Source organism: Streptomyces sp. NPDC021115 (assembly GCF_044333065.1).
GTDB lineage: Bacteria > Actinomycetota > Actinomycetes > Streptomycetales > Streptomycetaceae > Streptomyces.
Map to the genome: position 1 here is coordinate 189,995 of NZ_JBIRQF010000001.1, position 26,752 is coordinate 216,746.

A 26,752-nucleotide genomic window follows, 5' to 3' on the forward strand; every position below is an offset into this window, starting at 1 on the left:
GGTGGTGGCGCCGCGTGCCGGGCACGCGGCGCCCCCTCGGCCCGTCAGGCCGACAGCTTGGCCAGCGCCGCGTCGATGCGGGCCAGCGTGCACTCGCGCCCCAGGACCTCCAGGGACTCGAACAGCGGCAGGCCGACCGTGCGGCCGGTCACGGCGACGCGGACCGGGGCCTGCGCCTTGCCCAGCTTGAGACCGTGCTCCTCACCGGCGGCGAGGACGGCTTCCTTGAGGGGCTCGGCCTTCCAGTCCGCCTCGGCGATCTTCGTGCGGGCGGTGGCGAGCAGGGCGTCCGCCCCCGGCTTCATGGCCTTCGCCCACGACGCCTCGTCCTCCACCGGCTCCGCCAGGAAGAGGAAGTCGACGTTGGCGGTGATGTCGGACAGCACCGTCAGCCGGGTCTGGGCCAGCGGGGCCAGCTCCTCGAAGGCGGCCGCGTCGAAGCGGTCCGGGGACCAGGGCGCGTGCGGGGCCTGGAGCCAGGGGGCGCACGCCTCGATGAAGGTCTTGACGTCCAGCTGCCGGATGTGGTCCGCGTTGATCGCCTCGGCCTTCTTGAGGTCGAAGCGCGCCGGATTGGCGTTGACACCGGAGATGTCGAACGCGGCGACCATCTCCGCCGGCGAGAAGACGTCCCGGTCGGCCGAGAGCGACCAGCCCAGCAGGGAGAGGTAGTTGAGCAGCCCCTCGGGGAGGAAGCCGCGCTCCCGGTAGAGGTTCAGCGACGCCTGGGGGTCGCGCTTGGACAGCTTCTTGTTGCCCTCGCCCATGACGTACGGGAGATGACCGAAGGCGGGCACCAGGCCGGCCCCCACGCCGATCTCGGCGAGCGCCCGGTACAGCGCGATCTGGCGCGGGGTGGAGGACAGCAGGTCCTCGCCGCGCAGCACGTGCGTGATCTCCATCAGCGCGTCGTCGACGGGGTTGACGAGCGTGTAGAGGGGGGCGCCGTTGGCGCGCACGATGCCGTAGTCCGGAACGTTGTCCGGGGTGAAGGTCAGCTCGCCGCGCACCAGGTCGGTGAAGGTGATCGGCTCGTCCGGCATCCGGAAGCGGACGATCGAGGCGCGGCCCTCGGCCTCATGCGCCGCGATCTGCTCGGCGGTGAGGGTGCGGCAGGTGCCGTCGTAGCCGGAGGGGCGCCCGGCCTTGCGGGCGGCGTCGCGGCGCTCCTCCAGCTCCTCGGCCGTGCAGTAGCAGCGGTAGGCGTGACCGGCGTCCAGCAGCTTGGCCGCGACGTCGGCGTAGAGGTCCATGCGCTGCGACTGGCGGTAGGGCGCGTGCGGGCCGCCGACCTCGGGGCCCTCGTCCCAGTCGAAGCCCAGCCAGCGCATGGCCTCCAGCAGCTGCTCGTACGACTCCTCGGAGTCGCGCGCGGCGTCGGTGTCCTCGATGCGGAAGACCAGGGTGCCGCCGTGGTGGCGGGCGAACGCCCAGTTGAAGAGGGCGGTGCGGACCAGACCCACATGGGGGTTGCCGGTCGGCGAGGGACAGAAACGAACCCGCACGGGGGCGGGGGAGGTTGCGCTAGCCACGCTTGATCACCTTGTTGGTGAGAGTGCCGATGCCTTCGATGGTGACGGCGACCTCGTCGCCGACGCTGAGCGGGCCGACGCCCGCCGGGGTGCCGGTGAGCACGACGTCGCCGGGGAGCAGCGTCATCGCCTCGGTGATGTGCACGATCAGGTCCTCGATCGAGCGGATCATCTCGCTGGTGCGGCCCAGCTGCCGCTGTTCGCCGTTGACGGTGCACATGACCCCGAGGTCACCCGCCCGCTCCAGGTCGATGCCGGTCTCCACCCAGGGGCCCAGGGGGCAGGAGGCGTCGAAGCCCTTCGCCCGCGCCCACTGCTTCTCGCGCCGCTGCGCGTCGCGCGCGGTGATGTCGTTGCCGCAGGTGTAGCCGAGGATGACGTCGGCCACACGCTCGCGCGGGACCTCCCGGCACATCCGCCCGATGACCACGGCCAGCTCGGCCTCGTGGTGCACCTCGGAGGAGAAGGAGGGGTAGGCGATGGGGTCGCCGGGGCCGATCACCGAGGTCGACGGCTTGAAGAAGACCACCGGGACGTCGGGGACCTCGTTGCCGAGTTCGGCGGCGTGCTCGGCGTAGTTGCGGCCGATCCCGATGACCTTGTTGGGCAGGACGGGCGGCAACAGCCGGACCTTGCTGAGGGGGACCTTCTGCCCCGAGCGCTCGAATTCGGCGAAGGGGTGTCCCTTGATGATGTCGACGACGGGGCCGCCCTGATCGGACGGCTCGCCCTCGACCACTCCGAAGGCGACGTTGCCATCGATGGAGAATCTGGCGATGCGCACGGGAAGCTGGTGCCCCTTAACTGGACTCGCTGGAGACTGACGCTCCAGGCTATCGCCCCGCCTCCCGCGCGCCGCCGGGTCGGCTCGCCCGTCCCCGCGCGGGGGCCGGGCGCGTGTGCGGCTCAGTGGCCGGGGGCGTCCATCAGGACGGTGCGCCGGGGGTTGGCGGTCTGGGTGGGCAGTTCGACGGGGTGCTCCGGCTGCTCGCCGGTCTCGGTCCGCAGCTCCTCGGCGTCCCCGAGATGGGCCAGGGTGGTGCGCCGGGGGTTGGCTATGGTGCGGAACATCATCGTCGTCTTCACTGGGTTCATGCCTCGCGTTGTTGTCGTTTTGACCGGTTGTGTAAAGCGTCAGGCTAGGGGCGGCCTTGCCCATCGAATCGCGGAAAAAGTCTTGACCGGCATGTGATTTTGCTCACGAGTGATCCGGCAAATGCCGCATTCGCGACATGCAATCCGCACCCCGAAACGGACATTGCACCCCCGAACCAGACGTTCCGCTCTTGATCATCGCTAGCCGGACACGCCGTGGCCACGATCGACTCGTTCACAAAAGTCCGTTATCGCAGACATGACTTTCTACGTCCGGTGATAAGCCCCGCACTGAGCGTCACGCGCGTCACAGCCTTACCGCTTGCCCTTGTTGCAGCATCCGGCACTGTGCTGGAATTCCCGGGACCGCCGTGGGAATCAACCGGCGCGCATGGGGGCGCAGGACGGAGAGGCGCCGAGCGGCGGGGGCTCCTCTTGTCGATATACGAAAGGAAGCGCGCCGGTCACTCACGACCGAATTGGGGGGCCGCGGTCCCCCTCGACTCGACACCGCTCCACTGCTGACCCGGTGGAGCGCCTGGTCCAGAGGTTGCGACGCTAGTGCAGGGACGTTTCAAGAGGGATGGTATGGGGTCTCCCCAGGCCCGCCAGGGCCGCGGGGAAACTTCGGCGGACCCGGAGCCGCGCGGTGGGACCGACCGCGGTTCCTCGCCCCAGCGTGCCCAGGGCGGCGGGCGGCCCCCGGCCGACCAGGGCCACGAGGCCGGCGCCCAGAGCGCTACGAAGACCAGTGCGCCCAGCGGTGGCGGCGGCGCTGCCGAGTCCACCACGTCGGCGACGCCCGCCGGGCCCAGCGGGCCCGGCGCCCGGATGGCCCTCAAGAACTGGCGGATCAGTACCAGGCTGGTGTCCCTGCTGGCGCTCCCCGTGGTCGCGGCGACCACGCTGGGAGCGCTCCGTATCGACACCTCGCTGGACAACATCCAGCAGCTCGACCAGATGAAGCTGCTCACCGAGATGACGCAGCAGGCCACCCAGTTGTCGAACGCCCTCCAGGCGGAGCGCGACAAGTCGGCGGGGCCGCTGGCGAGCAAGGGCAACGAGAAGGACGACGGCGTCGTCTCCACGCGAGAGGACACCAACCGCGCGATCGCGGCCTTCCGCAAGGCGACTGACAACGTCGAGCCCGGCGACCAGTCGATGGCCGGTGTGCAGTCGACGCTGGTCAACATCGACCGCCAGCTCGGCAAGATCAACGACATCCGCGACTCGGCGTACGACAACAGCCAGTACTACTCGCTGACGGTCCAGGACTACAACGAGCTGATCAACTCGCTGCTGTCGCTGTCGCAGGACATGGCGCAGGCGACCAGCAACCGCGCGATGATCAACAACACCCGCGCGCTCGCCACCTTCTCCTCCGCCAAGGAGTACGCCTCCATCCAGCGCGCGCTCATCAGCGCCGCGCTCGCCGACCCCAAGGGCGCCGAGTTCTCCGCCAACGACAGCCGGTTCGCCAGGACCGCGGTCGACAAGGAGAACGAGGCCCTGGGCAGCTTCAAGCAGATCCGCCAGGGCAACTCCGAGGACCTGCTGGAGCCGCTGGACAGCCGCCCGGACATCAAGGCGGCGACCATGTACGCCGACCGGGCGGTGCGCGACCCGGACGGTCTCAAGGCCGAGAAGCGCACGTATCTGGACTGGTACGACCAGGACAGTATCAAGATCGACGAGATGGGCAAGATCGAGCAGACGCTGCTCAGCGAGATGACGCAGAAGTCTCGTGAGCTGCGCGACTCCGCCCAGCAGGACGCGATCCTCAACGGTGCGCTCATCCTGCTCGTCCTCGGTGTCTCGCTGGTCGGCGCGTTCGTCGTCGCCCGCTCCATGGTCCGCTCGCTGCGCCGCCTCCAGGACACCGCGCAGGACGTCGCCGAGAAGCGGCTGCCCGAGCTGGTCAAGCAGCTGTCCGAGTCCGACCCGCAGGACGTGGACACCTCCGTCGAGTCCGTCGGTGTGCACAGCCGGGACGAGATCGGCAGGGTGGCCGCGGCCTTCGACGACGTGCACCGCGAGGCGGTCCGGCTGGCCGCCGAGCAGGCGCTGCTGCGGGGCAACGTCAACGCGATGTTCACCAACCTCTCGCGCCGCAGCCAGGGCCTCATCCAGCGTCAGCTCTCGCTCATCTCCGAGCTGGAGAGCCGCGAGGCCGACCCGGACCAGCTGTCCTCGCTGTTCAAGCTCGACCACCTCGCGACCCGCATGCGCCGTAACGGTGAGAACCTGCTGGTCCTCGCGGGCGAGGAGCCGGGCCGCCGCTGGACCAGGCCGGTCCCGCTGGTGGACGTGCTCCGCGCGGCCGCCTCCGAGGTGGAGCAGTACGAGCGCATCGAACTCAGCTCGGTCCCGGCGACCGAGGTCGCCGGCCGGGTCGTCAACGACCTCGTGCACCTGCTCGCCGAGCTGCTGGAGAACGCCACCTCCTTCTCCTCCCCGCAGACGAAGGTCAAGGTCACCGGTCACGCACTGCCCGACGGGCGGGTGCTGGTCGAGATCCACGACACCGGCATCGGGCTCTCGCCCGAGGACCTGGCCGCGATCAACGAGCGGCTGGCCTCGCCGCCCACGGTCGATGTGTCGGTGTCCCGGCGCATGGGCCTGTTCGTGGTCGGCCGCCTGTCGCTGCGGCACGGCATCCGTATCCAGCTCCGGCCGTCCGACTCGGGCGGTACGACCGCGCTGGTCATGCTGCCGGTGGACGTCGCCCAGGGCGGCCGCAAGCCGGCGCCGCAGGGCCCCGGCGGCAAGGCCGGTGGGCCCGGTGGCCAGGGCGGCCAGGGTTCCGGCGGGCAGGGCAACGGCTCGACGGGACTGCTCGGTTCGGCGCCCTCGCGGCGCCAGGTCCCCGGCTCGGGTCCGCGCACCGCGCTGCCCGGCAACGGTGGCGGTCTGCCGACCCGCCCGGCCGGTGCGGGTGCGGGTGCCGCTCCGTCGGGTGGCGCCCCCTCCGGCCCGAACCTCTTTGAAGCGCCCGGGCGGTCGGCCACCCCGCAGCGCAGCGAGCCCCCGGCCGGGTCCGGCGGCGGTGCCGGTGGCGATGACGCCTCCGGCCGTCCCCCGCTGCCCACGCGCGGTAGTGACCAGGGTCCGACGGTCGCCCCGCCGACCGGTGCGCCCAGCCGATCCGACTCCGGCGGTCTGGACAACCGTCCGCAGCTGCCCTCGCGCGACCCGGCCCGTGAGCTGCCCGGGCCGCAGGAGCCCGGCACCAGCTGGGGCGCGCGTCCCCAGGACGACTGGACGGCGGGACGGCGGGACGCGGGCGACCAGCCGCGCGGGCACGAGGAGCCCGAGACCACGGGCCAGTTCGCCCGCCCGGACCTCCTCTCGGCGCCGGGCGAGCGGCGCGATCCGTTCGGCAACCGCGGCCCCGGCGACACCGGCGAGCTGCCCCAGCTGAGCGACGGCCCCAACCTGTTCGAGCCGCGCCGCGGCCCGGGCGACACGGGCGAGTTCCCGCGTCCGGACTTCGGCCGTGGCCCCGGTGACACCAGCGAGTTCCAGCGCCCCGACTTCGGCCGCGGGCCCGGCGACACCGGCGAGTTCGCCGTACCCGGCCAGGAGGGCCGCGGTCCGGGCGACACCCAGCAGTTCCAGCGCCCCGACTTCGGCCGCGGGCCCGGCGACACCGGCGAGTTCGCCCGTCCTGAGCTGGGCCAGGGGCCCGGCGACACCGGAGAGTTCCCGCAGGTGCGGGACGACCGCGGTGGCCGCCGGCCGGACGACGCCCTGCCGCCCGCCGGTCCCGGCGACGGCCGGACGCCGATATTCGACACCATCGAATCCAGCTGGCTGCACCCGCAGACCGAGGCCCCGGGCAACCAGGGCGACGGCGGGCGATACCCCGCCGAACCGCCCGCCCCGGCCAACGAGCCGCCCGCGTCCGGGCAGCCCGCCTCGGCCGTTCCGCCCGCCCGCGGCCGCGAGCCGCGGCAGCCGTCCTGGAACACCGGTGAGTACAACGGAACCGGGACCGCCGACACGGGCGGCCTCGGTGACACCAACGGAAGCCGGCACAACGGCGGCACCAACGGCGCCGGTTTCCAGGGGCTGGGCGGTGACGGATCCGCGTGGCAGTCGTCGGCCAACGACGAGCGCTGGCGCCGCGCCGGACAGATCCGCGAACCCGCCGCCGGCGGTATCACGGCGTCCGGCTTGCCACGGCGCGTACCCCGCGCCAATCTCGTGGAGGGTGCCGCGCAGCCGTCGCAGCAGCCCGAGCAGGTGGGGCCACAGGTGTCTCGCGCGCCCGACGATGTGCGCGGGAGGCTGACCAACCTCCGCCGGGGGATTCAGCAGGGTCGTCGGGCCGGAACCGGCTTCGACGACGATCACGATCGCGGCGTAGGCCCGACTTACCAGCAGGAGCGTTAGTTGAGCCCGATGAGCCAGGCGGCGCAGAATCTGAACTGGTTGATCACCAACTTCGTGGACAACACCCCCGGGGTGTCCCACACCGTGGTGGTCTCCGCCGACGGACTCCTTCTGGCGATGTCCGAAGGCTTCCCCCGTGACCGAGCCGATCAACTGGCGGCGGTCGCCTCCGGCCTGACCTCGCTCACCACCGGGGCCTCCCGCATCTTCGAAGGCGGCGCGGTCAACCAGACCGTCGTCGAAATGGAACGAGGCTTCCTCTTCATCATGTCCATCTCCGACGGCTCCTCCCTCGCCGTACTCGCCCACCCGGAGTGCGACATCGGCCTCGTCGGCTACGAGATGGCCCTGCTCGTCGATCGCGCGGGCAACGTCCTCACCCCCGACCTGCGCGCCGAATTGCAAGGCAGCTTGTTGAACTGACCCATCCGACCGCCCGCCAGCCCGGCCGTACGGCCGGGCGCCCCCCACCGGCACCGACCGACGGCACATGTCGTCACCTTGTTGTCCGACCGGAGGACTCATGACCCCGCCCCCTGCCTCGACCGGCCCGTACGGCGGCCATCACCACACGCCGTACGGGGGTGAAGGCGACCAGCCATTGGTGCGTCCCTACGCCATGACCGGAGGCCGGACCCGGCCGCGCTACCAGCTCGCCATCGAGGCACTGGTCAGCACCACGGCCGACCCCGCGCATCTGGCGGGCCTGCTCCCCGAGCATCAGCGCATCTGCCATCTCTGCGGGGAGGTCAAGTCGGTCGCGGAGGTGTCGGCGCTGCTGAACATACCCCTCGGGGTGGCGCGGATTCTGGTGGCCGACCTGGCGGAGGCCGGCATGGTGGCCATCCACCAGCCGGGGGGCAGCTCGGAAACGGGCGGTACGCCGGATGTGACATTGCTCGAAAGGGTGCTCAGTGGACTTCGCAAGCTCTAGCGGCGACGCCCCGCCGGCCCGCGCGACCACCTCGGCGAAGATCGTGGTGGCGGGCGGCTTCGGCGTGGGCAAGACCACGTTCGTCGGCGCGGTCTCGGAGATCGACCCGCTGCGCACCGAGGCCGTGATGACCTCCGCCTCGGCGGGGATCGACGACCTGAGCCATGTGCAGGACAAGACCACGACGACCGTGGCGATGGACTTCGGCCGCATCACACTCGACGACGATCTGATCCTGTACCTGTTCGGCACCCCCGGACAGGACCGGTTCTGGTTCATGTGGGACGACCTGGTCCGCGGCGCCATCGGCGCCATCGTCCTCGTCGACACCCGGCGACTCGCCGACTGCTTCCCCGCCGTCGACTACTTCGAGAACTCCGGACTGCCCTTCGTCATCGCCCTCAACGGCTTCGAAGGACACCAGCCCTACAACCCGGAGGAAGTCCGCGAGGCCCTTCAGATCGGCCCGGACACCCCGATCATCACGACGGACGCGCGCCACCGCAGCGAGACGAAGAGCGCTCTTATCACACTGGTCGAGCACGCGTTGATGGCTCGGCTCAAGTAGGGGCAGAACGCCGGAGGTTGTGCGGCGGCAAAGGTACGAGCGGGCTGTGTCGGATGACACGGTCCGCTCGTGCCTTCATAACGTTTCGACAGAGAAAAAGGTGGCTCGTCGATACGGAGCGCACGTGATCGACTCCGTTGCGCACTCAATTAGTTCGGTATTTGACATGGCTCATCCGTAACGCCCGTTTTATCTCTGGTCTAGACAACAGACTGACCGGTCTGCTCAGTGTTTGGAAAGCACCAGCGGGGCGTGCTGGAATTCGCTGAACTGGGCAGTAGTTGGCTCAACTGGGAACGGCACGAGATCGGTGCCGATGCCGAGAGGTTGTTGGTCGAGTGAGGCGAAGCACGTCGGACCCCGCGCAAGAAGCGCGAGGGAACTTCACCCCGCCGCCGCGTACACGCACAGCGGCTCCGCCCGCAGATGCGTCGGATCCGCCCGCCCCCACCGGTGGCCGGATCACCCCGCGGAACTGGGGGGTGCGCACGCGGCTCTACGCCATTTTGCTCATCCCCGTGCTGGTGGCACTGGTCTTCGGTGGCTTCCAGGTGTCGTCGTCGGTCGCCACCTGGAACGCGGCGCAGGACGCGGAGCGCACCGCCAAGCTGGTCCGGGCCGCCGAGACCTACGCCCACGCCCTGGTCGACGAGCGCGACCGCACCGCGGGACCGCTGCTGACCGGCACCAACGAGGACGTGGTGCGCAAGGTCCGCGCGACGACCGACGCCGCGGCGAAGGAATTCGATGTGGCGGCCGCCGACATGCCGCAGACCGCCACCCTCAAGCGCCGACTCAAGGCGTTCCAGGCGTCCGAACCCCAGCTGGCGGCGCTGCGGCGGAACGCCTACACCGACCGGCTGGGCGCGGTGAAGACCGAAGAGGGCTACGTCGGCGTCGAGCACTCGCTGATCGAGTTCGCCAACGAACTGGGCCTGGGCACCGGCAACATCACCTCCTACGGCCGCACCGTCTACGCGGTCTCGCTGGCCAAGGGCGCCGAGTCGCTTCAGCGTTCCATCGGCACACATCTGCTGGTCAAGCCCGGTCCTTCGGCCGCCGACCGCAAGACCCAGCTGACCGCTTTCGGCAGCTATGTCTATCTGGAGGGCATCGCCCTCGGCGAGTTCAACGCCGCCGGTACCCCGGAGGACGTGACCCGCCTGGAGGACACCCTCACCGCGGCCAAGAAGCGGGCGAAGGAGCAGGGCGACGAGGCCAAGCGGAAGGCCGAGGCCGCGGGGAAGACGTACACCGAACCGCCCTCCATGGACCGGATGGTCCAGGCCATTGCCGGTGGGTCGGCCCCTGAGGATCTGGCGGACCAGGGCATCACCCCTGACGCCTGGTTCGCCGCGTCCACGGTCAAGTTCGACGCCTACCGCGACGCCGAGCAGAACCTCGTCGACAAGGCCGTGAACGAGGCATCGCAAATCTCCGCGAACGCAAAGCAGGACACGATCGTGAACGCCGCGATCGTGCTCGTCGCGCTGCTCGTGGCGTTCATCGTGGCCGGCCGGATGGCCCGCTCGATGAGCCACAGCATGCTCCAGCTGCGCAACGCCGCCTTCGACGTCGCCGAGCAGCGACTGCCCATGGTGGTCGACCAGCTCTCCCGCACGGACCCGGGCCGGGTGAACACCCGGGTGACCCCGATCCCGATCAACAGCCGGGACGAACTGGGCGAGGTCGCTCGCGCGTTCGACCAGGTGCACCGCGAGGCGATACGTCTCGCGGCCGAGCAGGCGATGCTGCGGGGCAACGTCAACGCGATCTTCACGAACCTTTCCAGTCGCAATCAGGGCCTGATCGAGCGACAGCTCACCCTGATCTCCGAACTGGAGAGCCGGGAGGCCGATCCGGACCAGCTGGAGCATCTGTTCCGGCTGGACCACCTGGCCACCCGCATGCGCCGCAACGGCGAGAACCTGCTGATCCTCGCGGGCGAGGAACCGGGCCGGCGCTGGAACCAGCCGGTGCCGCTGATCGACGTGCTGCGCGCCGCCTCGTCCGAGGTGGAGTCGTACGAACGCATCGAGCTGGCCGGGATATCCGAGAGCGAGATCCACGGCACCGCGGTCACCGACCTCGTCCATCTCCTCGCCGAGCTGCTGGAGAACGCCACCACGTTCTCCTCGCCGCACACCAAGGTGCGGGTCACCGCGACCCGGCTGCCGGACGGCCGGGTCGTGGTCGAGATCCACGACAAGGGCATCGGCCTGACCGCCGAGGACTTCGCCGACATCAACCACAAGCTGGCCAAGCCGCCGACCGTGGACGCCGCGGTCTCCCAGCGCATGGGCCTGTTCGTGGTCGGCCGCCTCGCCGACCGGCACGGCATCCGGGTGCAGCTGCGCCCGGCAGGTGAGCAGGCGGGCACCACCTCGCTGGTGATGCTGCCCGAGCCGATCACCCACGGCGGTGGCGGCGAGGAGCTGCCCCAGGACGACTTCACGGTCTCCCGGATCGTCCCGGAGCCGGAGCCGCAGCCCACGTACACCGCCGAGGACGCGGCGCTGTCCTCGCGTACCGCCGCCGAGCTGGGCTTCGACGACTCGTCGTACGCCCAGGAGCAGCTCCAGCGACAGGAGCAGCTGCGGCAGCAGGAGGAGCTCCAGCGACAGGAGCAGCTGCGGCAGCAGCAGGAGCTCCAGCGGCAGGAGCAGCTGCGACGGCAGTACGGCGGGCTCCAGGCCATGCAGCACGAGCAGGAGCCGCGGCACGACGCCGCCGAGCCCGATCTGCTGGCCCAGCCCGGTCCGACGCCGCCCGGTCCCGTGTACCAGGATTCGGCGTTTTCCGAACCGGAAGCGGACTTCACCGCCCGGACAGAGCCGGAACAGCAGCCCTACGTGGGCTATAACTCACCTTCCCAGCAGGGAGAGTGGGGCGATTCCGGATCTTTTGAAAACCCCTTCGCGTCGCAGTTCGGTACGCAAACGGAATCGGGACCCGGCGGTCCCGAAGTTTCCCGGGACCGCGTAGAGTTCCACCGTCCGGGCCCCTCTCCGAGCGGCGTCCACTCCATGACCGACGCGGGGCTCCCGCGGCGCGACAAGCAGTGGCAGCCGTCCGAGGAGACAGGGGCACAGGCGGCAGTCGGGGAGCCGGCGGCGCCCGCGGCGCCGGAAGGGCCGCCGCAGGCCCCGCAGGAGGACGGTAACCGGTGGCAGTCGGAGAACGACCAGCGCTGGCACCGCGCCGAACAGCTCCGCGAGCCGAAGGCCGGCGGGGTCACCTCCTCCGGTCTGCCCCGTAGGGTGCCCAAGGCCAACCTGGTCGAGGGCGCCGCGGAGCCCACCGGACAGGGCGGCTCCCAGGTCTCCCGGGCCCCGGAGGACATCCGTGGCAGGCTGAGCAACCTGCGCCGCGGCGTCCAGCGGGGACGCGACGCGGGAGCCGGGATCACCCCGCGTGACCAGCATGACCAACAGGGCTTCGGCCCCGGCAGCACCTACGATCAGGAGCGTTAGTGTGAGCCCGATGAGCCAGGCGGCGCAGAACCTGAACTGGTTGATCACCAACTTCGTGGACAACACCCCCGGGGTGTCCCACACCGTGGTGGTCTCCGCCGACGGACTCCTTCTGGCGATGTCCGAAGGCTTCCCCCGTGACCGAGCCGATCAACTGGCGGCGGTCGCCTCCGGCCTGACCTCGCTCACCGCCGGAGCCTCCCGCATCTTCGAAGGCGGCGCGGTCAACCAGACCGTCGTCGAAATGGAACGAGGCTTCCTCTTCATCATGTCCATCTCCGACGGCTCCTCCCTCGCCGTACTCGCCCACCCGGAGTGCGACATCGGCCTCGTCGGCTACGAGATGGCCCTGCTCGTCGATCGCGCGGGCAACGTCCTCACCCCCGACCTGCGCGCCGAATTGCAAGGCAGTCTTCTCAACTAGCAAACATGGAGTGCGTTTCGCGCCACCGCGCCATAGGGTGCGGTGGCGCGACCGGCCGACAGGCACGTTGGAGTTGGAGGAGGAAACGTGGCAACGCCCCCTAGCGGATATCCGTACGGCCATGGGCAGCCGTCCGAACCGCGCGGAGAAGCCCCGATGAAGCGCTTCAACTTCCCCTCCGCGCCCAGCCGCCCGGCCCGCTCCGCCCACCCGGGCGAACAGCCCCGGGACTACCCCGGCGAGCCGCCCCAGGAGCCGGTGCCCCCGCAGCCCTGGACCCCACAGGGCCAGCAGGACCTCTACGCGCCCTCCTACGCGCCTCCCGAGAGCCCGATGTACGAACCACCGCAGCCACCCCGCATCCAGCCCGTACAGCCGCCACAGCGCCTCGCCCCGGAACCTTCCCCCACGGGCGGCGCGCATAACCCTCTGGTGCGCCCGTACGCCATGACCGGGGGCCGTACCCGGCCCCGGTACCAGCTCGCCATCGAGGCACTGGTACACACCACGGCCGATCCCACCCAGCTCCAGGGCCAGCTGCCCGAACACCAGCGGATCTGCCAACTGTGCCGCGAGATCAAGTCGGTCGCCGAGATCTCCGCACTGCTCACCATCCCCCTCGGCGTCGCCCGGATCCTCGTAGCCGACCTGGCCGAGGCCGGGCTCGTCGCCATTCACCAGCCCGGCGGCGACGAGTCCGCCGGCGGCCAGCCTGACGTGACACTGCTCGAAAGGGTGCTCAGTGGACTTCGCAAGCTCTAGCGGTGCAGCCCGCTCCACCACCTCCGCGAAAATCGTGGTGGCGGGCGGCTTCGGCGTGGGCAAGACCACGTTCGTCGGCGCGGTCTCGGAGATCAACCCGCTGCGTACCGAAGCCGTGATGACCTCCGCCTCGGCGGGGATCGACGATCTCACCCACGCGCCGGACAAGACCACCACCACGGTGGCCATGGACTTCGGCCGCATCACGCTCGACCAGGACCTGATCCTGTACCTGTTCGGTACCCCCGGACAGGACCGGTTCTGGTTCATGTGGGACGACCTGGTCCGCGGTGCCATCGGCGCCGTCGTCCTCGTCGACACCCGACGACTCGCCGACTGCTTCCCCGCCGTCGACTACTTCGAGAACTCCGGACTGCCCTTCGTCATCGCCCTGAACGGTTTCGACGGACACCAGCCCTACACTCCCGAAGAGGTTCGCGAGGCCCTTCAGATCGGCCCCGACGCGCCGATCATCATCACCGACGCGCGCCACCGCAGCGAGGCCAAGAGCGCGCTGATCACACTGGTCGAGCACGCGCTGATGGCCCGGCTGCGTTAGCCGCGTACGGTTCCGGCGGGCCCCAACCCGCCGGAACCGACCGGAGACGGCCGGAGACGGCCGGAAACAGCCGGTATCAGACGCGGAAAATCCCCCGCCCTCCATCGGAGAGCGGGGGATTTTCCGTCTGCGCGCCAGGCGCTGCGCGTCAGCCCTGCCAGCTGTGCGGGGCGCTGAACGCCGGGCGGCGCTCCAGCCGCCGCCAGCGGGCGGCGCTGCGGCGCGGGCGGGCGGCGCCGCCGTCGCGGGCGTGACCGGCGGTGGCGGCCGCGCGGGCCAGCAGCACGGCGGTGACCGCGGCCAGCTCCTCGGCGTCGGCGTGGCCCTTCTCGACCCGGACCAGGGTGGCCGCCGCGGAGGCGGTGTCGGCGATGTCGGTGGGCGTGCTCACGGTGTCTTCGTCTCCCTCGTGGGCGTTACTGCGGCGGGTTGCCGTGCTTGCGGGACGGCAGGTCGGCGTGCTTGTCGCGCAGCATCGCCAGGGACCGGATCAGGACCTCACGGGTTTCGGACGGGTCGATGACGTCGTCCACCAGGCCCCGCTCGGCCGCGTAGTAGGGGTGCATCAGCTCGGACTTGTACTCCTTGACCATGCGCGCGCGCATGGCCTCGGGGTCGTCGGCGTCGGCGATCTGACGGCGGAAGATCACGTTGGCGGCGCCCTCGGCGCCCATCACCGCGATCTCGTTGGTCGGCCAGGCGTAGGTCAGGTCGGCGCCGATGGACTGGGAGTCCATGACGATGTACGCGCCGCCGTACGCCTTGCGCAGGATGACCGAGATCCGCGGCACGGTCGCGTTGCAGTACGCGTACAGCATCTTGGCGCCGTGCCGGATGATCCCGCCGTGCTCCTGGTCGACGCCGGGCAGGAAGCCGGGCACGTCGAGGAAGGTGATCAGCGGGATGTTGAACGCGTCGCACATCTGGATGAAGCGCGCGGACTTTTCCGAGGCCTCGATGTCCAGCACGCCCGCCAGCGACTGCGGCTGGTTGGCGATGATGCCCACCACCTGGCCGTCGAGCCGGGTCAGCGCGCAGATGATGTTGGTCGCCCAGCGCTCGTGGACCTCCAGGTACTCGCCGTCGTCGACGATCTCCTCGATGACCTTGCGCATGTCGTACGGGCGGTTGCCGTCGGCCGGGACGAGGTCGAGCAGCGAATCGCCGCGCCGGGCGGCCGGGTCGTCGGACTCGACGGTCGGCGGGTTCTCCCGGTTGTTCTGCGGCAGCAGCGAGAGGAGGTAGCGCACCTCCTCCAGGCAGGTCTCCTCGTCGTCGTACGCGAAGTGGCACACGCCGGAGGTCTCGGCGTGCACGTCCGCGCCGCCCAGGCCGTTCTGGGAGACCTTCTCGCCGGTCACCGCCTGGACCACATCGGGTCCGGTGATGAACATCTGGGACGTCTCGCGGACCATGAACACGAAGTCCGTGAGCGCCGGGGAGTAGGCGGCGCCACCGGCGCACGGGCCGAGCATCACGCTGATCTGCGGGATGACGCCGGACGCCTTGGTGTTGCGCTGGAAGATGCCGCCGTAGCCCGCGAGCGCCGAGACGCCCTCCTGGATGCGGGCCCCGGCGCCGTCGTTGAGGGACACCAGCGGCGCCCCGGCCGAGATGGCCATGTCCATGATTTTGTGGATCTTGGTGGCGTGGGCCTCGCCCAGCGCTCCGCCGAAGATCCGGAAGTCGTGTGCGTAAACGAACACCGTCCGCCCGTGGACGGTCCCCCAGCCGGTGACGACCCCGTCGGTGTAGGGCTTCTTCGCCTCGAGCCCGAATCCGGTCGCGCGGTGCCGCCGCAGCGGCTCCACCTCGTTGAAGGACCCCTCGTCCAGCAGGAGATCGATCCGCTCGCGAGCCGTCAGCTTGCCCTTGGCCTTCTGGGCCTCGGTCGCCCGCTCGCTCGGGCCGCGCCGAGCCTGCTCGCGGATCGCGTGCAGCTCGGCGACGCGCCCGCGAACGTCACTCGCCGCTTCGGGCGCACCTTCGAGATTGGTCATGGAACGACGGTACGTTCCCCGACCCCCGGAAACGCATGTCAATTCCATACAACGTCGGGCCCGTTTTCGTGGGCAGGCGGAACAGAACTGGACAGCGGATTTCCCCTTACCCGGAACGGGCAAGGGTGAGGGGTGCTGTCGGCACCCCACAATCTTGTGGGCGACACACCGTGACCGGCGGGGTCCGATCACCCGGATGGCCCGCAGCCACCGGGGTCACGCACTAGAGCGCGATCTCGCACGTGTGGGTGGCGCAGGCCGTGCCGGGGGTGATGCGCAGCCGCAGGGCGCGGCCGGTGGCCAGCACCTCGACCGTGCTGTCGTGGGCCGTCACGGCGCGCACCGGACGCGCCCAGCGCAGCTCGAACGGCTCCCCGGTGCGGGGCGGCTCGGCGACCGCGAGGCGCGCGGTGTGCGGGCCGGTACGGCGCAGCAGCACGCTGACCGGGGAGCTCGACGTGAGCGGACCGGCCGTGCCCGGGGCCCAGAAGTTCGCCGCCGTGACGCCGAGCGAGGGGATCGCGACGGCCTGCCGGGCCGGTGAGTTGGCGAGCACGGTCAGCCAGCGGCGGTCAGCGGCGCGGGCGGCGAGGGTGGCCGGGGTCGCGCCCGGCATCAGGAGGTAGGCGTATCCCGCGCCGTCGGGGTCGGTGCCGTGGTCGTGCCAGAGGGTGAGGTAGCGGCGGGTGAGGGGGTCCGGGGAGCTGCCGGTGTTGATGTCGTGCCAGGAGCCGGTGCGGGCCTCGCGCCGGGTGCGCAGGTCGGCGCCGCCGGGGAAGACATAGCCGCCGTGCCCGGCGAGATGGGCCCAGCGCGCCCGGCGGAAGGTGCGGGTCCGGCCGGGCGCGGCGGGCTGCGGGAGCCCGTCGACGGTGAGGGTGGGGGTGCCGTCGGCGCCGAGGTTGCGGTTGTCGACGACGGTGACGACGGGCGCGCCGTCGCGGGCGGTGATGTCCGCGCCGAGGCAGAGGACGGCGTCGGCCAGGCAGAACCAGGACTTCTTGGCGCGCAGCGTGGAGCCGAGCCCGCGCAGGTCCTGGCCGATGGCGGCGAACTCGCCGTCGGTGGTGCCGCCGACCCAGGCCGCGGCGGGTTTGGGCTCGCCCCAGCCGCCGCCCTCGTTGTCGGCGAGCGGCCGGGCGGAGGCGGTGGTTCCGGGCATCCGGTAGGGATCGACGGTGGGCCAGAAGGCGTCCGTGTACTGGTTCGCGGTGTCGCCCCCGGCCCACCAGGTGAGCATTCCGGCGCCGGTGTGCCAGCCGCGCGGGTGCTCGCCGTTGCCGTTCTCGTAGTAGGCGATCCGGTTCGAGGCCATGGCCAGCGCGGCGGTCCAGCCGGGGCGCCGGTGCACGGCCCGGTCCATGGCCGGGAACAGCCGGTGGCCCACGGGCTCGGGCAGCGCCGGTCCCGGGCCCTTGGCCACGGCCGCCAGCCGGGCCAGGTCCGCGACGCCGAACTGCGGGTCGGTCAGCACGGGGTTGCCGGTGTCGCGGGCCATCCAGCCCCTGACCATCCCGTTCCAGCGCTCCCTGGCGGCCTCGTCCGCGCCCGTGCCGAGCAGGGCGATGGCGGCGAGGAGCAGATGGCCGCGCTGATGATCGCTCTGGACGATGCCGCGCGGATCGTTCACCAGGACGCCGCGGCTGACGGCCCGGCCGGAGACGCCGTCCATCATCAGCCCGTCGTGCAGCAGCGGGGCGTACGCGTGCTCCACGCTATCGAAGATGATCTTCCGGTTCGGGTCGGTGACCTCCCACTCCGACCCGGCCAGCAGGGTGAAGAGCCTGCCGAGGCCGTCGAGCAGGACGTAGCCGTAGGTACCCGAGTAGGCGACCCAGGTGTGCTGGATGAACGATCCGTCGGCGTAGAGCCCGTCGCCCTTCGTGACGTACGGGAAGACGGGCGAGAGCGCGTCCCGGGCGAGCGCGACCTTGGCGGGCGCCGCGCCGAGGATGCCGCGCAGGGCCACCACCCGGCACAGGTCGACGCGGTTGGCGCCGGTGCTGGTGCCGGTGTAGTCGCCGAGCATGGTGTCGGGGACGAAGTGGTCGACGGCGGCCAGGGCGCGGGCCCGCCGCTCGTCGCCGAGCCGGTCGTAGAGGATCGCGAGGGTGTCCAGCAGCAGCCGGGGGCTGCCGATCTGCCACTCCCACCAGTTGCCGTAGCGGGTGGTGCCGGGGTGGTAGACGGTGGCGTCGAGGTGGTCGAGGCCGCGGGCGATGTCGTCGGCGAGCCCGGGGTCGCCGGTGAGGCCGGTGCCGGGCTGGGCGTACGCCTGGGCCATGGTGTTCAGCCGGGTGTAGCTCTGGGTGATGCCCGCCGGCGGGTCGAAGGGCTGGTCGGGCCAGAGCGAGGCGGCGGCGGGCGCCATGCTCGCCCGGAACCGGGTCGCCAGGCGGCCGGTCTCGGTCAGGCGGCCCGCGTACGGCTCGGCGGCGGGGTCGTAGCCGGTGCCGAGCGCGAGGTCGGTCCAGCGGCGGCGCAGCGCGGCGAAGTCCGGCCCGGCGGCATGGGCGGGCGGCGCGGCGAGGCCGGGGGACAACGCTCCGGTGGCGGCCGCGGCCAGGAAGCCTCGCCGGGACCAGGGTCTGAGCGGGCGCGCGGGCATGGGACCTCCAGCGGTGGGCGGACCTCCTGCGGTGGCCGGGCAGCGGGATGATGCCCGGGATCCCCGGCTTCCATACGGCACGCCTGCCCCCGTATGCCCGCTGGGCGTGCGGCGCCCGCGGCCCCGGCAGAACCTCCCCCAGGGGCTCTGCCGGAGCCGCGGACCACCGGCGCCGGTCCGCTGTCCGCTACTCCTGCGGCTCGACGCCCGCCCGCAGCAGCCCGTAGGCGTACGCGTCGTCCAGCGCCTGCCAGGAGGCGTCGATCACGTTCTCGGCGACGCCGACCGTGGACCACTCCCCCTGGCCGTCCGTGGTCGAGACGAGCACCCGGGTCGTGGACTCCGTGCCGTGCTTGCCCTCCAGGATGCGGACCTTGTAGTCGACCAGCTCCATCTTGGCGAGCTGCGGGTAGATCCGCTCCAGGCCCACGCGCAGCGCCTTGTCCAGCGCGTTGACCGGGCCGTTGCCCTCCGCCGTGGCGACGATGCGCTCGCCCTTGGCCCACAGCTTCACCGTCGCCTCGTTGGCGTGGGTGCCGTCCGGGCGGGTCTCGACGATCGCGCGCCAGGACTCGACCCGGAAGTAGCGGCGGGTCCGGCCCTCGGCCTCCGCGCGCAGCAGCAGCTCGAACGAGGCGTCGGCGGCCTCGTAGGTGTAACCCTCCAGCTCGCGCTCCTTGACCCGCTCGACCACCCGGCCCACCAGGGCCCGGTCGTCGCCGAGGTCGATGCCCAGCTCCTTGCCCTTCAGCTCGATCGAGGCGCGGCCCGCCATGTCGGAGACCAGCATCCGCATCGTGTTGCCGACCAGCTCGGGGTCGATGTGCTGGTACAGATCCGGGTCGACCTTGATCGCGGAGGCGTGCAGCCCGGCCTTGTGGGCGAAGGCGGAGACGCCCACATAGGGCTGGTGGGTCGACGGCGTCAGGTTGACGACCTCGGCGATCGCGTGCGAGATCCGGGTCATCTCCCCCAGCGCGCCGGGCGGCAGCACCCGGCGGCCGTACTTCAGCTCCAGGGCGGCGACGACCGGGAACAGGTTGGCGTTGCCGACCCGCTCGCCGTAGCCGTTGGCGGTGCACTGGACGTGGGTGGCGCCCGCGTCGACCGCGGCCAGGGAGTTGGCGACGGCGCAGCCGGTGTCGTCCTGGGTGTGGATGCCCACGCGGGCGCCGGTGTCGGCGATGACGGTGCGGACCACGGCGTCGATCTGGCCGGGGAGCATGCCGCCGTTGGTGTCGCAGAGGATCACCACGTCGGCTCCCGCCTCATGGGCGGTGGAGACGATCCGCTTGGCGTAGTCGGCGTTGGCGCGGTAGCCGTCGAAGAAGTGCTCGCAGTCGAGGAACACCCGGCGGCCCTGGGACCGCAGGTACGCGACGGTGTCGCGGACCATCTCCAGGTTCTCCTCCAGCGTGGTGCGCAGGGCCAGCTCCACATGGCGGTCGTGGGACTTGGCCACCAGGGTGATCACCTCGGCGCCCGAGTCCAGCAGCGCCTTGACCTGCGCGTCGTCCTCGGCCTTCACCCCCGCCTTGCGGGTGGCGCCGAACGCGACGAGCTGGGCGTGCTTGAAGTCGATCTCCGCTCGGGCGCGGGCGAAGAACTCCGTGTCCCGCGGGTTGGCGCCGGGCCAGCCGCCCTCGATGAAGCCCACCCCGAAGTCGTCCAGGTGACGGGCGATGGTGAGCTTGTCCGCGACCGTCAGGTTGATGCCCTCGCGCTGCGCGCCGTCGCGCAGCGTGGTGTCGAAGACGTGGAAACTGTCGTCGGGCCGATCCTTCATGGTGGTCTGGCTCCTGTCGGATGGATCTCGGGCTACCGGAATAACCGGTTCCGCGCCCTCCATGGTCCCGCACGCTCCGCATCCGGTGGGATGGTCCGGAAAACGAAAAGACCCCTCGCGGGTGCGAGAGGTCTGCGCGCGGGTCTGGGGCACGGTGGCCGCGCCGTACCGGGTCGTACGGGGCGATCACTGCGGACCGGCGCGCCTGCTGCCAATAATGCTGGCGAACGAGAGCACGGGGGCAGTCAAGCACAATTCCGCCCCCGCGCTCCCTTCCGTCTCAGAATGCGGGCCGGCCGCCCTTCAAAAGGCTCAGCCGATGTGGTGGAGCCAGCCGTGGGGGTCGGGGGCGGTGCCGGTCTGGATGTCCAGCAGCGCCTTGCGCAGCTTCATCGTGACCTCGCCGGGCTGCCCGTCGCCCACGGTCCAGCTCGCGCGGGCGGACTTGACCGAGCCGACCGGGGTGATCACGGCCGCGGTGCCGCAGGCGAAGACCTCGGTGAGGCTGCCGTCCGCGTTCCCCTCGCGCCAGTCGTCGACCGAGATCCGGCCCTCGGCGACCTCGTAGCCGAGGTCGGCCGCGATCCGCAGCAGCGAGGCGCGGGTGATGCCGGGCAGCAGCGCCCCCGACAGCTCCGGGGTGACGATGCGGTTCCCGTACACGAAGTACAGGTTCATGCCGCCCATTTCCTCGATCCAGCGGCGCTCGATGGCGTCCAGCCAGACCACCTGGTCGCAGCCCTGCTCGGCGGCCTGCGCCTGGGCGACCAGCGAGGCGGCGTAGTTGCCACCCGCCTTGGCGGTGCCGGTGCCGCCGGGCGCGGCCCGCACGTACTCCTCGGACAGCCAGACGGAAACGGGCTGGACGCCGCGCGGGAAGTAGGCGCCGGCCGGGGAGGCGATCAGGACGAACATGTACTCGTTGGCGGGCCGGACGCCCAGGCCCACCTCGGTCGCGATCATGAACGGCCGCAGGTACAGGGACTCCTCACCGCTGCCCGGCACCCACGCCCGGTCCTGGGTGACCAGGGCGTCGCAGGCCGCGAGGAACAGGTCGACCGGCAGCTCGGGCATCGCCATGCGGCGGGCGGACGCCTGGAAGCGCTCGGCGTTCTGCTCGGGGCGGAAGGTGGCCACGCCCCCGTCGGGCTGGCGGTACGCCTTGAGCCCTTCGAAGATCGTCTGCGCGTAGTGCAGGGTCATGTTCGCCGGGTCGAGCGACAGCGGCGCATACGGCACGAGCTGGGCCTCGTGCCAGCCGCGGCCCTCCGTCCACTTGATGGTCACCATGTGGTCGGTGAAGTGGCGGCCGAATCCGGGATTGGCCAGGATCTCCTCCCGCTCCGCGTCGGAGAGCGGGTGTGAGGAGGGCTTGAGCTCGATCGAGGGCGTCGTCATTCGTGGTAGTCCTTCACTTCCGTTGTGGCGGACCGCGCTCGCACCGTCCTTGTCCGTGATCGGTACTAGGACGTCCAAGCTTCCCGCTGCACACGGCGGCCCCACGGGCGATTATCGCTGACGTGGGGCCGGAGCTTAAGAATGCGTGCGAAGTGCGCGGCCCGAGGTCGATGGTCGCACCCAGCCGCGCACTGGCACAGGCTGGGGTCAGCCGGATACTCGGGCGGCGAGCGCGTCGCCGATCTCGTCGGTGGTGCGCGCCGCGTCCCGCTCGGCGAGGTCCTCGGCGACGGCGGCCTCGATGCGGGCCGCCTCGTCCGCGTAGCCGAGGTGCTGGAGGAGCAGGGCCACCGACAGGATGGTCGCGGTCGGGTCGGCCTTGCCGGTGCCCGCGATGTCCGGCGCGGAGCCGTGGACCGGCTCGAACATCGACGGGAAGGCGCCGGAGGGGTTGATGTTGCCGCTCGCGGCGAGCCCGATGCCACCGGTGACGGCGGCGGCGAGGTCGGTGAGGATGTCACCGAAGAGGTTGTCGGTCACGATCACGTCGAACCGCTCGGGCTGGGTGACGAAGAAGATCGTCGCGGCGTCGACGTGCAGGTAGTCGGTGGTGACCTCGGGGTACTCGGCACCGACCTTGTCGAAGATGTTCTTCCACAGGTGACCGGCGTGCACCAGCACGTTGTTCTTGTGCACGAGGGTCAGCTTCTTGCGCGGGCGGCTGTTGGCGCGCTCGTACGCGTCCCGGACGACGCGCTCGACGCCGTACGCGGTGTTCAGGCTGACCTCGGTGGCGACCTCGGCCGGGGTGCCGGTCCGCAGCGAGCCGCCGTTGCCCACGTACGGGCCCTCGGTGCCCTCGCGGACGACGACGAAGTCGATGTCGGGGCGACCGGCCAGCGGGGTCGCGGTGTTCGGGAAGAGCTTCGACGGGCGCAGGTTGACGTAGTGGTCGAAGGCGAAGCGCAGCTTGAGCAGCAGCCCGCGCTCCAGCACCCCGGACGGGACCGACGGGTCGCCGATCGCGCCGAGCAGGATCGCGTCGTGCTCCTTCAGCGACTCCAGTTCGGCGTCGGTCAGGGTCTCGCCGGTGGCGTGCCAGCGCTTGGCGCCGAGGTCGTAACTCTTGGTCTCCAGCTTCACGTCCTGGGGAAGGGCGGCGCCGAGCACCTTGAGGCCCTGGGCCACGACTTCCTGGCCGATACCGTCACCGGGGATCACTGCGAGGCGAATGCTGCGAGACATACCCGGACCCTACTCCTCGTCCCATCCCATGACACCGGTCGTCCGCCATACGGACAGATCGTCCACCGGACAGCCCGCGTTCACCCGGAGTACGGCGTGGTGTCGCCCGCGCGGGGGAGATTCCGGATCATGCATACACCACGGTTCGGCATTCCGGAGCCGCTAGCGAGCCGGATGACCATGGCGGAGCAGCACGAGTACCTGCGTGACGCCTTCCCCCGCCGACGGGTGCTGCGCGGGGGCGCCGCGACGGCCGGGGCGGCCGCGGTGGCGCTGGGCGGCGCGGGGTGCGCCGGCACCACCGGGGCCAAGTCGTCTCCCGCGGCGGACGCCCGCCCCGCGGCGGCGAAGGTGGACGGCTCGTTGGTGGCCCCCTTCGGCCGCCATCTGGCCCTCGGCGCCGACCCGACGACGCAGATGCGGGTCTCCTGGCAGGTACCGTTCGCGGTGAAGCGGCCGTATCTGCGGGTCGGGACCCGGCCGACGGAGCTGACCCGGAAGGTCGAGGCCGAGGTCCGCCATCTGCACACCCCGTCGCTCGGCGACAAGCTGCCCGCGGTCGACCAGTACTACCTGCACGCCGCGGTGGACGGGCTGAGCCCCGACGTCACCTACTACTACGGCGTCGGCCACGATGGCTACGACCCCGCCGACCCGCGCCACTTCTCCTCGCTGGGCACCTTCCGCACCGCGCCCAAGGGCCGGGAGAAGTTCGTCTTCACGGCCTTCGGTGACCAGGGCGTGAGCTATGACGCGCTCGCCAACGACCGGTTGATCCTGGGTCAGAACCCGTCGTTCCATCTGCACGCCGGGGACATCTGCTACGCGGACACCACCGGCCACGGCAAGAAGTCCGACCTGTACGACGCCCGGGTCTGGGACTCCTTCCTCGCCCAGACCGACTCGGTCGCGGCGAGCGTGCCGTGGATGGTGACGACCGGGAACCACGACATGGAGGCGTGGTACTCCCCCGACGGCTACGGCGGCCAGCTGGCCCGCTGGTCGCTCCCGGACAACGGCCCCGACCCCCGCAAGGCGCCCGGCGTCTACTCCTTCGTCTACGCGGGCGTGGGCGTCGTCGCGCTGGACGCCAACGACGTCTCCTACGAGATCCCGGCCAACAAGGGCTACACGGGCGGCGAGCAGACCCGCTGGCTGGACCGGCGCCTGGGCGAGCTGCGCAAGCGGAAGGACATCGACTTCCTGGTGGTCTTCTTCCACCACTGCGCGTACTCCACGACCAGCTCGCACGCCTCGGACGGCGGGGTGCGCGACGCATGGGTGCCGCTCTTCGAGAAGCACCAGGTGGACCTGGTCATCAACGGCCACAACCACGTCTACGAGCGCACCGACGCCATCCGCGGCGGCAAGGTGGCCCGGAAGGTGCCGGTCGGCGGGAGCGTGGACGCCGTGCGCGACGGCATCGTGTACGTCACGGCGGGCGGCGCCGGGGCTGACCTGTACGAGTTCCCGGTGCCCGACAGCTACGAGGGGCATGTGAAGGATCTCGACGAGGTGAAGAGCTACCACTGGACGAAGGACGGCGAGAAGAACAAGGACACCGTGGAGTGGTCACGGGTCCGCTACACCGGCTTCTCGTTCCTCGCGGTGGAGGTGGAGCCGGGCACGGACCCGCGCCTGAAGGTGACGGCGCTGGCGGAGTCCGGTGAGCGGGTGGACCGGTTCGAGGTCACCCGCCCCGCGTCCGCGTGACCGGCCGACGTTCTCAGTGACCGGTGGAGCCGCCGTTGTCGCGGCGGTCGAGCGCGCGCTGGAGCGCGGCGGCGGCGTTCCTCCGGTCGGTGTCGTCGTTCTTGCGGCGGACCCTGCGGACAGTCTGCTCGGCCATGGTTCACGTCTCCTCTGCTGAACCCCGGCGCGCGGCCGGGAGGAATCCCCGAGAAGGTGGCTGCCGACAAAAGGGGGGCGGGGGCCGGGGTGCGGCAGGGATCACCTGCGCGGATGCACCGGGCCGCGTCCGCCGTCGCTCGATGGAGCGGGAGGTTCGGCTTCCACAAAAATAAGGGAGCAGAGCGTCAGTGTCTGCACAATTAGTCGGACGTCCTACTATCTGAGACGAGACATGGCCGAGGCCGACCCCCGTCCGACCCCGACCATGGCTTGTTATCGACGTAAACTGCGGTAAATAACGCTGACTTGAATGCAAGACGCTAGCACCGGCACGCCTCGGGCGTCCACAGGTTTACGCCGTTGCGCCCCCTTTCAGGACGCCGTACAGCACGCCGCCCCCGACCGGCTCACAGCCAGGTCGGGGGCGGGGCCCTGGAGGCGCGAAGGCGCCGGGGCGGGTCAGCCCATGTGCGGGTAGCGGTAGTCCGTCGGCGGGACCATCGTCTCCTTGATGGAGCGGGTGGAGGTCCAGCGCATCAGGTTCTGCTTCGCGCCCGCCTTGTCGTTGGTGCCGGACGCGCGGCCGCCGCCGAAGGGCTGCTGGCCGACCACGGCACCGGTGGGCTTGTCGTTGATGTAGAAGTTGCCGGCCGCGAAGCGCAGCGCCTCGCAGGTGGCGGCGGCCGCGGCGCGGTCCTGGGCGATGACGCAGCCGGTCAGGCCGTACGCCGACGCCGACTCCATCTGCTCCAGCATCGCGTCGTACTCGGCGTCCTCGTAGACGTACACCCCGATGATCGGGCCGAAGTACTCGTCCTTGAAGATCTCGTTCTCCGGGTCGGTGGAGACCAGGACGGTCGGGCGGACGAAGTAGCCCTCGCTGTCGTCGTACGTGCCGCCCGCGACGACCTCGATCGTCGGGTCGGACTTGGCCCGGTCGATCGCCGCCTTGTTCTTGGCGAAGGAGCGGTCGTCGATCACGGCGCCCATGAAGTTGCCGAGGTCGGTGACGGGACCCATGGACAGGCCGTCGACCTCCGTGGCCAGCTCCTCCTTGAGGCCGCCCTCCCACAGCGAGCGCGGGATGTAGGCGCGCGAGGCGGCGGAACACTTCTGGCCCTGGAACTCGAAGGCGCCGCGGGTCACCGCCGTCTTCAGCACCGCCGGGTCGGCGGACGGGTGGGCGACGATGAAGTCCTTGCCGCCGGTCTCGCCGACCAGCCGCGGGTAAGTCTTGTAGTTCTCGATGTTGTTGCCGACCGTCTTCCACAGGTACTGGAAGGTGCGGGTGGAACCGGTGAAGTGGATGCCCGCGAGGTCCGGGTGGGTCAGCGCCACCTCGGAGACGTCCTTGCCGTCGCCCGTGACCAGGTTGATCACGCCCTTGGGCAGCCCGGCCTCCTCCAGCAGCTGCATCAGCAGCACGGCGGCGTGGGTCTGGGTCGGGGAGGGCTTCCAGACGACCGTGTTGCCCATCAGGGCGGGGGCGGTGGGGAGGTTGCCCGCGATCGCCGTGAAGTTGAAGGGCGTGATCGCGTAGACGAAGCCCTCCAGCGGCCGGTGGTCGCTGCGGTTCCAGACGCCCGGGGAGTTAGCCGGCGGCTGCTCGGCCAGGATCTGGCAGGCGAAGTGGACGTTGAAGCGCCAGAAGTCGATCAGCTCACAGGGCGTGTCGATCTCCGCCTGCTGCGCGGTTTTCGACTGGCCCAGCATGGTGGAGGCGGCCATGGTCTCGCGCCACGGGCCGGAGAGCAGGTCGGCGGCCTTGAGGATGATCGCGGCGCGGTCGTCGAAGCTCAGCGCGCGCCACGCGGGGGCGGCGGCCAGCGCGGCGTCGACCGCGTCCTGGGCGTCTTCCTTGGTGGCGTTCCCGTAGGTGCCGAGGCGGGCCGCGTGGTTGTGCGGCTGTACGACGTCGAAGCGCGTCCCCCCACCCAGGCGCTTCTCGCCGCCGATGGTCATCGGCAGGTCGATCGGGTTGTCGGCCAGCTCCTTGAGCTTGGCCTCCAGACGGGTGCGCTCGGCGCTGCCGGGGGCATAGGTGTGCACCGGCTCGTTCACCGGCACGGGGACCTGGGTCACAGCGTCCATGATGGCCGTTGTCTCCTTTGTTGTGAGGGTC

Annotated in this window: 20 protein-coding genes; 9 read left to right on the forward strand and 11 right to left on the reverse strand. The window is 70.8% G+C overall.

Annotation, left to right across the window (positions count from 1 at the left end; genetic code table 11):
• Window positions 1-44: 44 nt before the first annotated feature.
• From gltX to ACH4TL_RS00895, 3 genes are all read right to left on the reverse strand, one after another.
• On the reverse strand, window positions 45-1,532 hold the full coding sequence (gene gltX, locus ACH4TL_RS00885) for a glutamate--tRNA ligase (RefSeq protein WP_398322406.1): 1,488 nt from the start codon (window positions 1,530-1,532) through the stop codon (window positions 45-47).
• Window positions 1,525-2,316, reverse strand: coding sequence for a fumarylacetoacetate hydrolase family protein (locus ACH4TL_RS00890; protein ID WP_398322403.1), 792 nt, complete (start codon window positions 2,314-2,316; stop codon window positions 1,525-1,527). Before ACH4TL_RS00890 ends, gltX begins: the two co-directional genes overlap by 8 nt.
• A gap of 122 nt (window positions 2,317-2,438) precedes the next feature.
• A complete protein-coding gene (locus ACH4TL_RS00895; RefSeq protein WP_398322890.1) occupies window positions 2,439-2,618 on the reverse strand; it encodes a hypothetical protein in 180 nt (59 codons plus the stop codon).
• A gap of 597 nt (window positions 2,619-3,215) precedes the next feature.
• Here ACH4TL_RS00895 and ACH4TL_RS00900 point away from each other — a divergent pair.
• The 8 genes from ACH4TL_RS00900 to ACH4TL_RS00935 all read left to right on the forward strand — a co-directional run bounded on the left by ACH4TL_RS00900 (window position 3,216) and on the right by ACH4TL_RS00935 (window position 13,742).
• Window positions 3,216-7,022: a nitrate- and nitrite sensing domain-containing protein gene (locus tag ACH4TL_RS00900; protein ID WP_398322400.1), complete on the forward strand. Its 3,807-nt coding sequence runs from the start codon at window positions 3,216-3,218 to the stop codon at window positions 7,020-7,022.
• 9 nt (window positions 7,023-7,031) lie between these two features.
• Entirely contained in the window at window positions 7,032-7,445 is a 414-nt protein-coding gene (locus ACH4TL_RS00905; RefSeq protein ID WP_064273595.1) for a roadblock/LC7 domain-containing protein, read from the forward strand.
• 100 nt (window positions 7,446-7,545) lie between these two features.
• Window positions 7,546-7,956: a DUF742 domain-containing protein gene (locus ACH4TL_RS00910; RefSeq protein ID WP_055547352.1), complete on the forward strand. Its 411-nt coding sequence runs from the start codon at window positions 7,546-7,548 to the stop codon at window positions 7,954-7,956.
• Complete coding sequence (locus tag ACH4TL_RS00915; RefSeq protein WP_398322397.1) at window positions 7,937-8,524, forward strand: GTP-binding protein; 588 nt, start codon at window positions 7,937-7,939, stop codon at window positions 8,522-8,524. The genes ACH4TL_RS00910 and ACH4TL_RS00915 overlap by 20 nt, the downstream gene beginning before the upstream one ends.
• A gap of 482 nt (window positions 8,525-9,006) precedes the next feature.
• On the forward strand, window positions 9,007-11,997 hold the full coding sequence (locus tag ACH4TL_RS00920; RefSeq protein WP_398322394.1) for a nitrate- and nitrite sensing domain-containing protein: 2,991 nt from the start codon (window positions 9,007-9,009) through the stop codon (window positions 11,995-11,997).
• A 10-nt stretch (window positions 11,998-12,007) separates the two neighbouring features.
• Window positions 12,008-12,421: a roadblock/LC7 domain-containing protein gene (locus tag ACH4TL_RS00925; protein ID WP_009714795.1), complete on the forward strand. Its 414-nt coding sequence runs from the start codon at window positions 12,008-12,010 to the stop codon at window positions 12,419-12,421.
• A gap of 87 nt (window positions 12,422-12,508) precedes the next feature.
• Window positions 12,509-13,183: a DUF742 domain-containing protein gene (locus tag ACH4TL_RS00930; protein WP_398322391.1), complete on the forward strand. Its 675-nt coding sequence runs from the start codon at window positions 12,509-12,511 to the stop codon at window positions 13,181-13,183.
• The gene (locus ACH4TL_RS00935; protein WP_078610434.1) at window positions 13,164-13,742 is read left to right on the forward strand and encodes an ATP/GTP-binding protein; all 579 of its coding nucleotides are present in this window, start codon (window positions 13,164-13,166) and stop codon (window positions 13,740-13,742) included. The genes ACH4TL_RS00930 and ACH4TL_RS00935 overlap by 20 nt, the downstream gene beginning before the upstream one ends.
• A 148-nt stretch (window positions 13,743-13,890) precedes the next feature.
• Here ACH4TL_RS00935 and ACH4TL_RS00940 read toward each other — a convergent pair whose 3' ends face one another.
• The 6 genes from ACH4TL_RS00940 to ACH4TL_RS00965 all read right to left on the reverse strand — a co-directional run bounded on the left by ACH4TL_RS00940 (window position 13,891) and on the right by ACH4TL_RS00965 (window position 22,779).
• Window positions 13,891-14,133 carry an acyl-CoA carboxylase subunit epsilon gene (locus ACH4TL_RS00940; RefSeq protein ID WP_398322388.1) on the reverse strand — a complete coding sequence of 81 codons (243 nt, stop codon included), beginning with the start codon at window positions 14,131-14,133 and terminating at the stop codon, window positions 13,891-13,893.
• Window positions 14,134-14,158: 25 nt separating this feature from the next.
• Window positions 14,159-15,742 (reverse strand): acyl-CoA carboxylase subunit beta, encoded by a 1,584-nt coding sequence (locus ACH4TL_RS00945; RefSeq protein ID WP_398322385.1) that lies wholly within the window; start codon window positions 15,740-15,742, stop codon window positions 14,159-14,161.
• 223 nt (window positions 15,743-15,965) lie between these two features.
• Entirely contained in the window at window positions 15,966-18,350 is a 2,385-nt protein-coding gene (locus ACH4TL_RS00950; RefSeq protein WP_398322382.1) for a polysaccharide lyase 8 family protein, read from the reverse strand.
• 187 nt (window positions 18,351-18,537) lie between these two features.
• Window positions 18,538-20,136 (reverse strand): citramalate synthase, encoded by a 1,599-nt coding sequence (gene cimA / locus ACH4TL_RS00955; protein WP_398322379.1) that lies wholly within the window; start codon window positions 20,134-20,136, stop codon window positions 18,538-18,540.
• Between the two features lie 312 nt (window positions 20,137-20,448).
• The gene (locus ACH4TL_RS00960; protein ID WP_398322376.1) at window positions 20,449-21,534 is read right to left on the reverse strand and encodes a branched-chain amino acid aminotransferase; all 1,086 of its coding nucleotides are present in this window, start codon (window positions 21,532-21,534) and stop codon (window positions 20,449-20,451) included.
• 207 nt (window positions 21,535-21,741) lie between these two features.
• Complete coding sequence (locus ACH4TL_RS00965) at window positions 21,742-22,779, reverse strand: 3-isopropylmalate dehydrogenase (RefSeq protein WP_398322371.1); 1,038 nt, start codon at window positions 22,777-22,779, stop codon at window positions 21,742-21,744.
• Window positions 22,780-22,908: 129 nt separating this feature from the next.
• Here ACH4TL_RS00965 and ACH4TL_RS00970 point away from each other — a divergent pair, with 129 nt between their 5' ends.
• A complete protein-coding gene (locus ACH4TL_RS00970) occupies window positions 22,909-24,492 on the forward strand; it encodes a purple acid phosphatase family protein (RefSeq protein WP_398322368.1) in 1,584 nt (527 codons plus the stop codon).
• A 13-nt stretch (window positions 24,493-24,505) separates the two neighbouring features.
• Here the strand turns inward: ACH4TL_RS00970 and ACH4TL_RS00975 are convergent, their stop codons facing one another.
• The gene (locus ACH4TL_RS00975; RefSeq protein WP_267892778.1) at window positions 24,506-24,628 is read right to left on the reverse strand and encodes a hypothetical protein; all 123 of its coding nucleotides are present in this window, start codon (window positions 24,626-24,628) and stop codon (window positions 24,506-24,508) included.
• Between the two features lie 461 nt (window positions 24,629-25,089).
• A complete protein-coding gene (pruA, locus tag ACH4TL_RS00980) occupies window positions 25,090-26,721 on the reverse strand; it encodes an L-glutamate gamma-semialdehyde dehydrogenase (RefSeq protein WP_398322362.1) in 1,632 nt (543 codons plus the stop codon).
• Window positions 26,722-26,752: the final 31 nt, after the last annotated feature.

Excerpts from the sequence above, each read along its gene's own strand:
- pruA (WP_398322362.1), bottom strand. The coding sequence starts at position 26,721 with ATGGACGCTGTGACCCAGGTCCCCGTGCCGGTGAACGAGCCGGTGCAC.
- ACH4TL_RS00905 (WP_064273595.1), top strand. The coding sequence starts at position 7,032 with ATGAGCCAGGCGGCGCAGAATCTGAACTGGTTGATCACCAACTTCGTG.
- ACH4TL_RS00965 (WP_398322371.1), bottom strand. The coding sequence starts at position 22,779 with ATGTCTCGCAGCATTCGCCTCGCAGTGATCCCCGGTGACGGTATCGGC.
- ACH4TL_RS00975 (WP_267892778.1), bottom strand. The coding sequence starts at position 24,628 with ATGGCCGAGCAGACTGTCCGCAGGGTCCGCCGCAAGAACGACGACACC.
- ACH4TL_RS00950 (WP_398322382.1), bottom strand. The coding sequence starts at position 18,350 with ATGCCCGCGCGCCCGCTCAGACCCTGGTCCCGGCGAGGCTTCCTGGCC.
- ACH4TL_RS00925 (WP_009714795.1), top strand. The coding sequence starts at position 12,008 with ATGAGCCAGGCGGCGCAGAACCTGAACTGGTTGATCACCAACTTCGTG.
- ACH4TL_RS00900 (WP_398322400.1), top strand. The coding sequence starts at position 3,216 with ATGGGGTCTCCCCAGGCCCGCCAGGGCCGCGGGGAAACTTCGGCGGAC.
- ACH4TL_RS00960 (WP_398322376.1), bottom strand. The coding sequence starts at position 21,534 with ATGACGACGCCCTCGATCGAGCTCAAGCCCTCCTCACACCCGCTCTCC.
- ACH4TL_RS00970 (WP_398322368.1), top strand. The coding sequence starts at position 22,909 with ATGCATACACCACGGTTCGGCATTCCGGAGCCGCTAGCGAGCCGGATG.
- ACH4TL_RS00910 (WP_055547352.1), top strand. The coding sequence starts at position 7,546 with ATGACCCCGCCCCCTGCCTCGACCGGCCCGTACGGCGGCCATCACCAC.
- ACH4TL_RS00945 (WP_398322385.1), bottom strand. The coding sequence starts at position 15,742 with ATGACCAATCTCGAAGGTGCGCCCGAAGCGGCGAGTGACGTTCGCGGG.
- cimA (WP_398322379.1), bottom strand. The coding sequence starts at position 20,136 with ATGAAGGATCGGCCCGACGACAGTTTCCACGTCTTCGACACCACGCTG.